This is a genomic window from Planococcus glaciei (assembly GCF_900099655.1).
Taxonomy (GTDB): domain Bacteria; phylum Bacillota; class Bacilli; order Bacillales_A; family Planococcaceae; genus Planococcus; species Planococcus glaciei.
The window spans coordinates 215,841-228,160 of sequence record NZ_FNDC01000002.1 but is presented as its reverse complement, the minus strand read 5'-3'; the positions used below and the strand labels follow the sequence as shown (position 1 = coordinate 228,160).

General features: G+C 47.2%; 12 protein-coding genes. 5 read left to right on the top strand and 7 right to left on the bottom strand.

All coding sequences use genetic code 11. The features are described from left to right. Window positions 1-184 precede the first annotated feature (184 nt). A complete protein-coding gene (locus tag BLQ32_RS04490) occupies window positions 185-415 on the top strand; it encodes a hypothetical protein (RefSeq protein ID WP_036807712.1) in 231 nt (76 codons plus the stop codon). 185 nt (window positions 416-600) lie between these two features. Here the strand turns inward: BLQ32_RS04490 and cydC are convergent, their stop codons facing one another. From cydC to BLQ32_RS04460, 5 genes are all read right to left on the bottom strand, one after another. Then, entirely contained in the window at window positions 601-2,307 is a 1,707-nt protein-coding gene (gene cydC / locus BLQ32_RS04485; RefSeq protein ID WP_074509278.1) for a thiol reductant ABC exporter subunit CydC, read from the bottom strand. Further along, complete coding sequence (gene cydD, locus BLQ32_RS04480; RefSeq protein WP_074509277.1) at window positions 2,304-4,028, bottom strand: thiol reductant ABC exporter subunit CydD; 1,725 nt, start codon at window positions 4,026-4,028, stop codon at window positions 2,304-2,306. Before cydD ends, cydC begins: the two co-directional genes overlap by 4 nt. Before the next feature lie 457 nt (window positions 4,029-4,485). Beyond that, window positions 4,486-5,217: a ZIP family transporter gene (locus BLQ32_RS04470; protein ID WP_074509275.1), complete on the bottom strand. Its 732-nt coding sequence runs from the start codon at window positions 5,215-5,217 to the stop codon at window positions 4,486-4,488. Window positions 5,218-5,298: 81 nt separating this feature from the next. Then, window positions 5,299-5,910 carry an NAD(P)H:quinone oxidoreductase gene (gene wrbA, locus BLQ32_RS04465; protein WP_074509274.1) on the bottom strand — a complete coding sequence of 204 codons (612 nt, stop codon included), beginning with the start codon at window positions 5,908-5,910 and terminating at the stop codon, window positions 5,299-5,301. 187 nt (window positions 5,911-6,097) lie between these two features. Next, on the bottom strand, window positions 6,098-7,741 hold the full coding sequence (locus BLQ32_RS04460) for an AMP-binding protein (RefSeq protein ID WP_175557069.1): 1,644 nt from the start codon (window positions 7,739-7,741) through the stop codon (window positions 6,098-6,100). Between the two features lie 157 nt (window positions 7,742-7,898). Between BLQ32_RS04460 and BLQ32_RS04455 the strand changes: the two genes are divergently transcribed. Both BLQ32_RS04455 and BLQ32_RS04450 read left to right on the top strand, forming a co-directional pair. Continuing rightward, window positions 7,899-9,056: a class I SAM-dependent methyltransferase gene (locus BLQ32_RS04455; protein ID WP_074509273.1), complete on the top strand. Its 1,158-nt coding sequence runs from the start codon at window positions 7,899-7,901 to the stop codon at window positions 9,054-9,056. Continuing rightward, the gene (locus BLQ32_RS04450) at window positions 9,053-9,307 is read left to right on the top strand and encodes a hypothetical protein (protein WP_074509272.1); all 255 of its coding nucleotides are present in this window, start codon (window positions 9,053-9,055) and stop codon (window positions 9,305-9,307) included. The genes BLQ32_RS04455 and BLQ32_RS04450 overlap by 4 nt, the downstream gene beginning before the upstream one ends. Window positions 9,308-9,362: 55 nt before the next feature. Here the strand turns inward: BLQ32_RS04450 and BLQ32_RS04445 are convergent, their stop codons facing one another. Together BLQ32_RS04445 and BLQ32_RS04440 are read right to left on the bottom strand one after the other, a co-directional pair. After that, a complete protein-coding gene (locus tag BLQ32_RS04445) occupies window positions 9,363-9,602 on the bottom strand; it encodes a hypothetical protein (RefSeq protein WP_036807747.1) in 240 nt (79 codons plus the stop codon). A gap of 196 nt (window positions 9,603-9,798) precedes the next feature. Next, window positions 9,799-10,218, bottom strand: coding sequence for a hypothetical protein (locus tag BLQ32_RS04440; RefSeq protein ID WP_074509271.1), 420 nt, complete (start codon window positions 10,216-10,218; stop codon window positions 9,799-9,801). A 171-nt stretch (window positions 10,219-10,389) separates the two neighbouring features. Between BLQ32_RS04440 and BLQ32_RS04435 the strand changes: the two genes are divergently transcribed. Together BLQ32_RS04435 and BLQ32_RS04430 are read left to right on the top strand one after the other, a co-directional pair. Next, window positions 10,390-11,313 carry an ABC transporter ATP-binding protein gene (locus BLQ32_RS04435; RefSeq protein ID WP_036807754.1) on the top strand — a complete coding sequence of 308 codons (924 nt, stop codon included), beginning with the start codon at window positions 10,390-10,392 and terminating at the stop codon, window positions 11,311-11,313. Beyond that, complete coding sequence (locus BLQ32_RS04430) at window positions 11,291-12,235, top strand: ABC transporter permease (protein ID WP_074509270.1); 945 nt, start codon at window positions 11,291-11,293, stop codon at window positions 12,233-12,235. The genes BLQ32_RS04435 and BLQ32_RS04430 overlap by 23 nt, the downstream gene beginning before the upstream one ends. Window positions 12,236-12,320 lie beyond the last annotated feature (85 nt).

Below are 12,320 nucleotides of genomic sequence, written 5' to 3'. Positions count from 1 at the left end.
AAAAATGCTGCAGGTAAAGGATTCACGCGAAGCTTTCACCTTTTTTGAGAGTCCTGCAGCCCCGGTACCTTCCATCACACCATGACACAGAATCAGTCTTTCCTCCTTCAAGAAATTGTTTTGTATCAAATCGAAATCCTGTATACTGATGGTAATCAGAATTTTCAGGAAAGAGGTGAACGTTGTGACCGGTCTAGTAGCCGTCGTTATGGTTTTTTCGATTCCGCTCGTCGCCATCATTACCTCACATTTCCAAACGCAGACAAAACTAAAGAACAAAATGATTGAAAGCGAAATTGAACTGGAAAAATTGAAACACGAGAACTTTGTCATCGAAACACAGAAAATGAGGCTTCAATTGGAACAGCTGAAACTCGAAGATGCTAAACGCGGAAATGATCTGCTGCTCAAATAAAACCGGAAGACTTCCCCTTCGATTTTGAAGGAAGTCTTCCGGTTTTCCTTTTTCCCGGCTGAGGGCTCTTGCTGAAAAAGCAACAGCACCGCTGGGACAGTATTTTTTATTTGCGGACAGTATTTCATGCGCTCCGGACAGTATATCCAATGAAGGGGAGATAAACCTGCGAAAAATATCCGAAATCACGCAAATATGCTCTTTTCAATCTGTTTCAGTTTGAAAAAGTGGCCTTGCTTTTCCATGATTTCTTCATATGGCCCGGCTTCGACGATTCTGCCCCGTTCCATGACGATGATTTGGTCCATCTGCTCAAGGCCCGTCAAATCATGGCTGATGATAACGAATGTATCGTCTTTTCCTCGTTCAAACAATTGCCGGTAAATGGCTTTGGCGGTAACCGAATCGACCGATGATACCGGTTCATCCAGCAGCCAAAGCGATTCGCCTCTTAATATTGCCCGGGCAATAGCGAGACGCTGCTTTTCGCCGCCGGACAGATTTTCTCCTTTTTCATTCACTTTTGAAGACAATGAAAAGGGCCCGAGCTGAACTTTGGCCAAAGCTGCTTCCATTTCTTCGTCCGTAGCCGCTTCATTGGCAATCAACAAGTTGCTGCGGATCGTGCCGAAGAAGAAATGATTTTCCTGCAGCACCACATTCATCCGCTGCCACAGCTTTTCCGGATCGAGTGCCGCTAAAGGTTCTCCGCCAATGGAAATCGTGCCGCTGTCTGCAGGCAAAATGTTCAAAAGAAGCTGCAGCAATGTGGATTTCCCCGAACCGCTTGGCCCGACGATGGCGGTTTTCGATCCCGGCGCAAGACGAAGAGATACCCCTTCAATTGCCTGCCGCTCTTCTTCCGGATATGTGTAAGATACGTTCTCTAACTTAATGTCCAATGTGTTTAACGGCAATTCTGCATCACCGGCCGCTTGCACGGGTTCTGACACCACTTGGTCAAGGCGTGCTGCAGCTTTCCGGTTTTCTTCAAAATGAGCCGGAAAAACTGCCATCGGTGCGACATTTTCGAAGACTGCCAAGGAAATCATCACAAGCATTGCCAGATACAAGCCGTCGAGTTGCCCTTCTGCGACAAAATATGCCCCAAGCCCGAGTACAAAGAACGAAGCCAACAGCGCCACAAAAGCATTGACGGACTGGCCCAGGTTTTCTTCAAAACCCTCTTTCCGCTGCTGTTCGCCGTAGCGTTCCGAGAAAGTTGTCAAATCCTGTTTTTTGCGGTCAAGCTGCTGGTAAATTTTCAAATCACGGAAACCGTATAGAAATTCGGTGGCTTCCGTTGACAGTTCCGCACGGCTCGCCCGGACAGCTGAATCAATTCTGCGCTGCCGCCATGCAAAAATAGCCGGCACTGCAACAATTGTCAATAACATACCTACGAGCACCACCATCGCGATGGCAAACGAGAAATAAGAAGTGAAGAAAATCGTACTGATAAAGACGATGGCCAGTACGACCGGCGGATAGAATACCCGCAGCAAAAAGTTTTGCAAGTTCTCCACATCGCCAACGATGCGCGCCAGCAAATCGCCGCTCCGGTATTTTTGAAAAATCCCGGGAGCCAGCGGCGACAACTTCTCAAAAAACGATACCCGCAAGTTGCTGAGCATGGTGAATGTCGCCCGGTGCGAAAACAAGCGCTCAGCATAACGGCTCAGAGCCGAGACGAGGCCGAATAATTTCAAACAAGCCCCCATGACGATCAAGATGGTCATTTGAGAAGTCAGCGCTGCTTTTGAAATCAAATATCCACTTGAGGCCATAAGTGCGGCTCCGGCAATCCCTGCCAGGAAACCGAAGAAAATGGCAAGCGCTACGTCTCTTTTTTCACGAAGCGTCAACAACAATGTCTGTTTCAATTCTGTCATTGCACAATACCTCCATGCTGTATTTCCAGCATTACTCCATAAGGCGCGTATGTCTCCAATAAGTCGTTGTGGCTGCCGGCAGCTGCCAGCTGGCCTTCAGATAAGATTAAAATCGCATCGGATTGTTTAATGGTATGCAACCGGTGGGCCACCGTGATCACAGTCGCCTGTTTTCCAAGTTCCGCGATTGATTGCTGCAGAATCTTTTCGGTTTGAAGATCCAGGCCGGTTGTCGGCTCATCAAATAAAACAATGGACGGCTGTTTCAAGAAAGCACGGGCAAGCGCTATCCGCTGTTTTTCGCCGCCGGACAATCCTCTTCCCGCTTCACCGATTTGCGTATCCAAGCCATGTTTCAGAGAACCGACCATTTCGCCGATTCCCGCTTTCGCTGCAGCTTCCCAAATTTCATCATCTGCGGCTTCCCGGCCAGCTCCGATTGCGATATTTTCTTTTATGGTTCCCGCAAACAAGTAAGGACTTTGCGAAATATAGCTCAATTGATCAAACCATGATTTTTCATCAATTTGTTCCCTAGAGATGCCGTTCACTCTTACAGCGCCGCTTGAGAGCGGTAGCAGCCCTGCTATTGCATGCAGCAAAGTGGTTTTTCCGGAACCGCTTTTGCCGATAATGGCAAACTGGCTGTAGGGCAGGATTTCCGTATTAATCGGTCCCAGCTTGAAACTCTCACCATACTGGAATGTTAAATCTTGCAGCAATAGATGCGGAGGATCGTTCGATAATGTTCCTGCTCCCCATTCAACTGCAGGCGTTTCTTTTTCCAAATGCGCAGACAGCCGGTTGGCCGCTGCTGTACTTCCTTTCCCCGTATGGAAAGCACTGCCGAAATCTTTCAGCATATTAAAGAAATCCGGTACAAGAATCATCACGAAAAACGCCGTGAAAAATGTCAGGCTATCAAATACGACCAGCCGCAATCCGATTTCGAGTGCGATGATCCCCATGCTGAGCATGGAAATGTATTCGAGCATAAGCGAAGATAAAAAAGCCGACTTCAACACTTCCATTGTGGCGTCCCGGAAATCCAGGCTGCTTTTTTGGATCGTCTGTTTTTGACGGTCTGCTTGATTAAACAATTTCAAAGTGGTCAAGCCTTGCAGCACGTCAAGAAAAGTGCCGGAAAACTGGCCCAACTTCTCCATCTGCTGATCCGCTTTCTCCTTCGTTTTAATGCCGACAAGCGCCATAAAAACAGGGATAAACGGTGCCGTGATCAAAATGATCACTCCGGTTACCCAGTGCTGGGAAAAAATGACGGCCAGCAGGAGAATCGGGATGATATAGCTTTGTACCATCTGCGGGATGTATTTGCTGAAGTAGCCGTCCAGTTCATCGACCGCATCCAGCAGCAAACTGACTTTTTGCCCGGACTGCCCTTGAATCGAAGCTTGCAGCGGATTGCTTGCAAAAGAAGCAATCAGTTTTTTCCGCAAATCCATCTTCACTTCCGCCGCTAAATTCACTCCAGACCGACCGATTGCGTAACCGCATGCCACGCGCAACAAAATTGCTCCAAACAAGCCGTATAAATAAGGCAACACTTCTTCGAACGAAGCATTTTTCAGAAAAACGCCATCGGCGATCCATACAAAAAATAAAGCTTGCCCAATCATCGCCGCACCTTTTAAGAAGGAGGCAATAAACAGGAAGGCCATGATATTCTTTCGTTCATAAGCCAGTTGTTTTAAATCAACCATGCTTTTCTCTCCTTTAACCGCTGTTGCCTCCATTATAAAGCACTGGGGCTTAAATTCCGTTGCAGTTGCCCGCTCTCAGCCCATTTAACGCACCGTTTGTTACAAACATGTTCACATTCTCCGAATGCCTGTATTCTCGATAAAACAAAAAACCTGCCGGATTTTTCCGGCAGGTTTATTGGTTGGATGTATTCATTTTGTCAGTTCTGTGATGCAGGAACTGGAGAACGGATTGCAAAAAAGAGATATCTTCTTTTATCTGTGATTTCAATGCGTCATTCGCACATTGTTGATACTCTATAGCTAATTTATTCAATTCGTACTCGAACACCTGCTTTTCCTCTTGTGTGATCATTTTGGACACCCCAAAGAATTAAGATTTCCGGGACTTATGATTATGATTATTTTGATATGATAGCAAAAAAATTAGCTCGTGGCTAGAAATACAAGCAGCAGCTTATAACAGCAGCAATAAAACCGAATAGCCGATAATTCCGATGCAGAAAGCTGAAAATCTGCTTTCCCGCTCTTCGGGCAGTTCTTCTTTTAAGACGTTGAGCACGACGCCGCCTGCAAGCAACGCTGTCAGAAAAGAAATGATAAGTTCATTGACTTCCGTCAATGCCCCAATTCCCCAGCCGACTAAAATCGAAACCGCCAACAGCCACCTGCCGTACCGGTCGTAGTCGTCTTTATGGGTTGCCCGAAGCCCTTTATCGTTCGTGATAAAATGTACGCCCATCGCAATAAAGAAAAACAGCATGCCCCAGGCACTTTCATACTCTTCGCGAATCAGCAAATAGCCGATTAAGGCATTATAAAAAGCAAAAGAACCGATATGGACCCAAAAAACGCCGTCTCTTGAATTTTGTCCGCCCGCTTTGTCCCGCCTCCTCTTGGACGACTTGACCATTTGTTCCAAGCCATAAAAGATGACCAGGCCAAGCATGGCAACCACATAAATATGGTGTTCCAGAAAACGCCATGCGGTCCCTTCGACTTCGCCCTGCAGTTCATCTTGGAATACCCCGAGCTCCGGCAGCAGGTGCAGGAAGACGTAAGCGACCGAGATGCCGCCGGCAATGGAAAGAAAGCGGGAGCGCGGCAGAGCTTTCAAAAAGAGCATGTTTTTAGAAAAAAGATGAATGACCATAAATCCGATAATAAAAAATAAGCTGAGCCACAGCACTCGTGCATTCTCCTCCTTGCCGATTAGAAATACAAAGCAGACAAGATTTTTTAGATCTCACCTGCTTTGCCCACTAGCGATTTATTGAGTTTGGCCGTTTTTGATCCATTGCGCGACTTCAATTGTGTGGTTTGCCTGGTATTTAACCGCATCTTCCACATCTTCCACCATGCCGTTTTCTCCTGCGGTAACCGTCGTCCCGTAAGGATTGCCGCCTGCTTTGAACAAGGCTGGATTGTTGTAGCCCGGTGCTGCCACAATCGCACCCCAGTGGAACATGGATGTATAGACCGCAAGTACGGTTGCTTCCTGGCCTCCGTGCGGGTTTTGGGCTGATGACATGGCACTGACCACTTTGTTTGCCAGTTTGCCTTGTGCCCAGGCGCCGCCTGTAATGTCCAGGAACTGCTGGAACTGGGTCGGCACGTGGCCATAGCGGGTTGGCACACTGAAAATAATGGCATCCGCCCATTCAAGCAACGCTACTTCTGCTTCCGGCACGTCTTGAGTCGCCTCATGATGGGCTTTCCAAGCCGGATTCGAGTCGATGGCTGCCTGTGGTGCAGTTTCCTTCACTTTTGCTACGCGCACTTCTGCTCCTGCCTGCTGGGCTGCTTCTTCTGCCCATTTTGCCATTTGGTGGTTGGTGCCCGTTGAACTGTAATAAATGATCGCCAATTTTACATTTGCCATAGTTTGACTTCCTCTCTTTTTCGCATTGAGTCCGTGACCGCTGCTGCTAATTTGAGAAATATCCTGAATTAAAGATTTTTTTCTTACTTTACCCGTTTCCCCGTTTTAATTGATTACTAAACAAAAACAAGTTATCAGCTGGGCGGGAACCCACATCCGATAACTTGTCTTCCAGTTAGAAAGGCAATTAGACTTCTGTCTTTTCGGTTCGCTCCGCTGACATTTCACGCAGCTTGAATTTTTGGATCTTCCCCGATGCGGTCATTGGGTATTCCTTCGTAAATTCAATATACCGCGGAATTTTATGCCGGGAGATTTTGCCTTGGCAATATTCGCGCAGCTCTTCTGCAGACAGTTGTTGCCCTTCTTTTAAAATGACCCACGCCATCAGCTCTTCTCCGTATTTTGGATCCGGCACTCCGACTACCTGAACGTCTTGAATGGAAGGATGCTGATACAGAAATTCTTCGATTTCGCGCGGATAGATGTTTTCGCCGCCGCGGATGACCATGTCTTTTATGCGGCCGGTAATGGCAATATAGCCGTCTTCATCTTCAACGGCGATATCTCCTGTATGGAGCCAGTCGTCTTCGTCAATCGCATTCCGCGTCGCTTCTTCATTTTTGTAATAGCCTTTCATGACGTGATAGCCGCGCGTACACAATTCACCCGGAACTCCCGTTGGCACTTGCTCACCTGTTACGGGGTCCACGATTTTTACTTCGACTTCCGCATGTGGTTTTCCGACAGTGGACACACGCTTTTCGATGTCATCGTCCGCACGCGTCTGCGTAATAACCGGAGACGATTCGGTTTGGCCGTAGGCAATCGTAATTTCCGAGGCACCCATGTCATTGATGACTTTTTTCATCACTTCAATCGGGCACGGCGATCCCGCCATGATGCCCGTGCGCAAAGTAGATGTATCAAACGACGCGAAATCCGGATGGTTCAACTCTGCGATAAACATTGTCGGCACGCCGTGAAGCCCTGTACATTTTTCGTCCTGGACCATTTGCAGCACCCGTTTTGGATCGAATTGTTCAGCGATGACCATCGTCGTTGAATGCGTCACGGCAGCCATCGTGCCGAGCACACAGCCGAAGCAATGGAAAAACGGCACCGGGATGCACAGGCGGTCCAGTTCGGATAAGTTCATCGTGTCGCCAATCAGCTTGCCATTGTTAACCACATTCCGGTGCGTCAGCATGACCCCTTTTGGAAATCCAGTTGTTCCAGATGTGTACTGGATATTGATGACGTCATCCGGTTCCATTGAAACAAAGCGTTCTTCAAGCTGATCATCATCTACGCGATCGGCAAATACTTCAAACTCGCTCCACGTGTAAATGCCGGGAAACTGATTTTCACCCATGACGATGACGCGTTTAAAATGCGGCAATTTCCCGCTTGAAACCGCCCCTTTTTCGGCCGTTTTCAGTTCTGGGCAAACTTCATTGATAATATCAATATAGCTGGTCCCCTTAAATTCTTCCCCTAAAATCAATGTCGTTGCATCAGACTGCTTTAAAAGATATTCCAGTTCCGCCGACTGGTAGCTGGTGTTCACGGTGACAAGCACGCCGCCCATTTTTCCGGTTGCAAATTGGCTCAATAGCCATTCGCGCTTGTTATCCGACCAGATGGCAATATGTTCCCCTTTTGCAATGCCAATCCCCATAAAAGCTTTGGCCAAGCGGTCTGTTTCTTCATCGAATTCCTTATAGGTCTTGCGGATGTCCCGTTCTGGATAAACGTATGCTTCTGTTGTCGGGTGCATGGCAGCCCGTTCCCGCACAATCTGCCCCACTGTTTTTTCTACAATTGCCATATCCATCCCCCTTAGCGTGTAAACGTTTTCAATTCCCTTTCCATATTATCACAAAATTCAAAACATGTTGAGGGATGAGCAAAAGCAAACATCCAGCCGTATTTTTTTCATGGACCATGATAAAATACAACTATTATGGAAGACGAAAGGATTTGCAATGGAACTACAAACAATGCACGAACAATTAGCTGAACGCATCGAACGCCGCTCTCTTGTTTCGGCAACCATCAGCCAGCCGCGCCTTAAATCCAATGACATCAAACGGGTGAAACTCAAGCCCGTCGAAATCAAAAACGATTATTTCATTCAATTCGAATACCAATTTGAACATGTCTTAAAGCACGAAAACCTTTCAATCGCAGATGCTCTGGAAAAGCTGGAAAGTTTATTTGAAGACTTCCGCCAGGCTTTATTCCAGTTCACTGACGAACGGATTCAGGTTCAACTGTCCAAGAAATTCAAAGTTTCCTGGAAAACCGAACAAACCGAAACGAAAGCCGCCGAACTGTCGCATAACCGCAAAAAACAATATTTGCTGGAAGACGGCGTCGCTTACCCCTTCCTTGTGCGCCTTGGTGTCCAGAGCCCGGACGGCAAAGTGAAAAAACAGAAATACGATAAATTCCGCCAAATCAACCGCTTTATCGAATTTATCGACGACGCGCTCGTACATTTGCCAAAAGACCGCACTGTCCGGATCCTGGATTTCGGTTCCGGCAAATCATATTTGACGTTTGCGCTGTATCATTACCTGCGGATCGAAAAAGGGCTGGACCTCCGTGTGACTGGCCTCGATTTGAAAAAAGAAGTGATTGAGGAATGCCAGCGCATCGCGGATGATCTCGGCTACGATCAGTTGGAGTTTTTAGTCGGCGATATCAACGATTACAACGAAGAATCCGCAGTCGATATGGTGGTGACCCTCCATGCCTGCGACGTGGCAACCGATATGGCTTTGTCGCGGGCTGTTAAATGGAACGCCAAAGTGATTTTGAGTGTACCTTGCTGCCAGCACGAACTGAACAGCCAAATTGCAGCGCCAGAACTTGGCCTTATGCTGCAAAACGGGCTTATCAAGGAACGCTTCAGCGCGCTGGCCACTGATTCCATCCGGGCGGAAATTTTGTCGCTCGTCGGCTATGAAACACAGCTGATGGAATTCATCGATATGGAGCATACGCCAAAGAATATTTTGATCCGTGCTTACCAGACAGGCAAAAAGCCGGCACCCGGGCAATATGACCGCTATAAAGCCTTCACTCAACTGTTGTCTGCCAAACCGTTCCTTGAAAACGAACTGAAGGAACTCCTATGAAACGAAAAAACTTAGCCAACGGAATCGTTCTCGCCTTCTCGTTGATTTTCATCCGTTTCCTCGATGTCCATGTCTACGATATGAATCTGCTTTTCACTCTTTTGCTGATTGTGGTATTGATTGCCGGGTTGATGAAGCTTGTGGACCGTTTCCCTTCGCTTGATAAACCCGTCGGAAAACGAGCCGCGATGATTACGAACATCACAGTCGTGTTCGTGATCTTCCTGTCGTTTTTCGCTTTGGATTTGTAATACGCAAAAAGCCCGCTGGCCTCATTTGAGGATAGCGGGCTTTTGCATATGTTCATCAAGAAACTTGATCGTCTTCAAGTTTTGCTGCTTCCAGCTCAATTTGATAACTTTTTTTGTATTCGCGTGTTTCAGCAAACATGATTAAGCTGAATACCCCTGCCAGAAGAAACGCCGGAAGCGAATCTTGTAAAAATCCCCAAACGAGTGAAACGGCAATCGCAGCGAATAAAAAACCAATGGCTTTAGCAGATTTGCTGTTTTGTTCTTTGATTTCTTCAATTGTATAACGATTCATTCTATCACTCCCCCGATATATGCATTATACGCAATCGGGACAAAATAGAAAGAAAAAATTACTCTTTTCACACGTTCTTAACATCTAGATGTGCTTCAGCGTTTCAAAATGTACACATTTTTCCCGAAGCGGACCATTAGAAATAGCACCCCAACAAGAAGGCGCTATTGCTGATTAAAATTCAATTAGCAGGGGTTTATGGCCGGTTGGAATTCGGCTCGTCTTCTGCTTCTTTACGGATCGACTCCTCCACATAAGCTTTGACCGGTTCCAAAGTGAACTCCAGGTTGCTTGTCTTTAAATTGTTTTCCAAATAATCCAGTTGATGTTCTTCCACCGTGTACGATTGCAGGTTCAGCGTATCGTTGATGTACAGCATGCCTTCATTTGTTGCCATCGGTACAGGTGCGCCTTCTTTTTCTGCTTGTTCCACTTGCTCCATCCCGTTGACTAGGCCTTCTTCCTGCAGTGCGGCCATCGCTTTTTCATAGCGCTCACTTCCAATTCCTTCCTTAAGACGCTGATGCAAAGTCTTTACTTCTCCTGTTTCAGCTCCTCGGTAATATTGCACATAATATGCTAACAGCACTTGCTCTTTATCTTCAAATTGTTTCATGGCCATTCCTCCTGATTCTTTATTGTGCCCTTCATATTCCCTTATTTTCACAACAATATGCTTTTTTATTCGTTAAACAGTATTCAGAATTTTTAAATTTCATTATAATTAAGCCATTACTACTAATAAAGATACATTCGAATGCCAATCCAGCGGAAGAAGGTGGGAACGATGAACGAGAAACCGATTGTGCAAATCCGTAATTTGTCAAAGACGATTGGCAGAAAGAAAATCATCAAAGGATTGAACCTTGATTTATACAGAGGCCAAATCACGGGGTTTCTGGGTCCGAACGGCGCCGGAAAAACGACAACCATCCGGATGATGGTCGGCTTGATGCGTCCAACCGAAGGCGATGTCCTGATTGAAGGCCAATCGGTTCTGAAAGATTTTGAAGAAAGCATCCAAAAAGTTGGCGTGATTGTGGAAAATCCGGAGATGTACAAATTCATGTCCGGCTATAAGAACTTGCTGCATTTTTCCCGTATGCACAAAGGCGTTTCAAAACAGCGCATCCATGAAGTGGTGCAGCTGGTCGGCTTGCAGAACCGGATCCACGAAAAAGTCAGTGCCTATTCGCTCGGCATGCGGCAGCGCCTTGGCCTTGCCCAAGCTTTGCTGCACAAACCTCATTTTTTGATTTTGGATGAACCGACAAATGGCTTGGATCCGGCCGGCATCCGCGAATTCCGGATGTATCTCCAGCGGGCAGCACAGGAAGACGGCGTCGCAGTCTTTGTCTCCAGCCATTTGCTGTCGGAAGTCGAATTGCTGTGTGACCGTTTTGCCGTTATCCAGAACGGTGAATTGGTCGATATTATCGGCGTCCACGATGAAGAGCAATCCCGCTATTATATTCAAGCCAAACCGTTGGAGACAGCTTATGAAGTGTTGTACGGAGCCGGGTTTCCCATCACTTATCAGGAAGACGGCTGCCTGATCGATACGGAAGCCGAACATATTCCGGGAGCCATAAAGCTCTTGGTGGCGGCCGGAGTCAAAATTTATGCCGTCCACCCGTTCCATGCCACACTGGAAGATCAGTTCCTGGAAATGACGGGAGGCGGCCAAATTGCACAAACTCCTTCAAAATGAATGGATGAAACTCTGGAGCAGAAAGCCCACTTGGATCATGGTCATTTTGCTGGCCCTTCTCATATTCGGATCGGCCGGCATCACGAAATGGAATAATTCCGTTTCCAATGCCAATATCCAGGAAACCTGGCAGGACGTTGTTTCGGCAGAACGCGAATTCAATCAGTCCATGCTGGGCACTTCCGGACTCAGTCCTGCTCAAAAAGAGTTCTACGAAGGGCGGGTGGCGATTGCTGAATACCGCCTCGAAAATAAAGTCGCGCCTTTTGAATACACCAGCATGCAGCAGCAAGTGCTCGACTCTTATATGCTGATGTCGATTGTTACGTTGTTTACTGTCGTTGTGGCGGCAGGCATCGTCGCTTCTGAATATTCCCAAGGGACCATCAAGATGCTGCTGACGCGTCCGGTAAAACGCTGGAAAATCCTGACCTCCAAATACATCACGGTGCTGGTTTTTGCCATTCTCTTTGCTGTACTGACCGTACTGTTTTCGGCGCTAGCCGGTCTGCTGTTTTTTGGCATCGGAGAAGGGAGCTTTCTGACCTGGAATGGCAGTGAAGTGGCCGCCGGTTCCTACTGGCTGGAAGCATTCAAGCTAGCTGCTCTCAGTTTCGCCAGCGTCTGGATTATCGGCACCTTCGCGTTTATGCTCGGAACGGTGCTGCGGTCCAGTTCGTTTGCCATCGGGCTGTCGATTTTCCTGATGTTTACCGGCATTCAAGGCGTATTCTTATTGAGCCGCTATGAAATCGTCAAATACTATTTATTCACCCACACCGATCTTACCCAATACTATACCGGCTTCATGCCAGTTACCGGCATTACCATGACCTTGTCGCTGGTTGTTCTCGCCGCTTACTTTGCGGTCTTTATGGCGATTAGCTATTCGGTGTTTGTATCGCGCGATGTTATGGCGTGAAGCATAGAAAAAGACGGCGCAAGCTTTGCTGCTTGTGCCGTCTTTTTGCTGTTTTTAGGGGAGTTGCTCGTAAACGAGTCGAAGT

Excerpts from the sequence above, each read along its gene's own strand:
- BLQ32_RS04445 (WP_036807747.1), bottom strand. The coding sequence starts at position 9,602 with ATGAATCGTTATACAATTGAAGAAATCAAAGAACAAAACAGCAAATCT.
- BLQ32_RS04460 (WP_175557069.1), bottom strand. The coding sequence starts at position 7,741 with ATGGCAATTGTAGAAAAAACAGTGGGGCAGATTGTGCGGGAACGGGCT.
- BLQ32_RS04440 (WP_074509271.1), bottom strand. The coding sequence starts at position 10,218 with ATGAAACAATTTGAAGATAAAGAGCAAGTGCTGTTAGCATATTATGTG.
- BLQ32_RS04450 (WP_074509272.1), top strand. The coding sequence starts at position 9,053 with ATGAAACGAAAAAACTTAGCCAACGGAATCGTTCTCGCCTTCTCGTTG.
- cydD (WP_074509277.1), bottom strand. The coding sequence starts at position 4,028 with ATGGTTGATTTAAAACAACTGGCTTATGAACGAAAGAATATCATGGCC.
- wrbA (WP_074509274.1), bottom strand. The coding sequence starts at position 5,910 with ATGGCAAATGTAAAATTGGCGATCATTTATTACAGTTCAACGGGCACC.
- BLQ32_RS04435 (WP_036807754.1), top strand. The coding sequence starts at position 10,390 with ATGAACGAGAAACCGATTGTGCAAATCCGTAATTTGTCAAAGACGATT.
- cydC (WP_074509278.1), bottom strand. The coding sequence starts at position 2,307 with ATGACAGAATTGAAACAGACATTGTTGTTGACGCTTCGTGAAAAAAGA.
- BLQ32_RS04455 (WP_074509273.1), top strand. The coding sequence starts at position 7,899 with ATGGAACTACAAACAATGCACGAACAATTAGCTGAACGCATCGAACGC.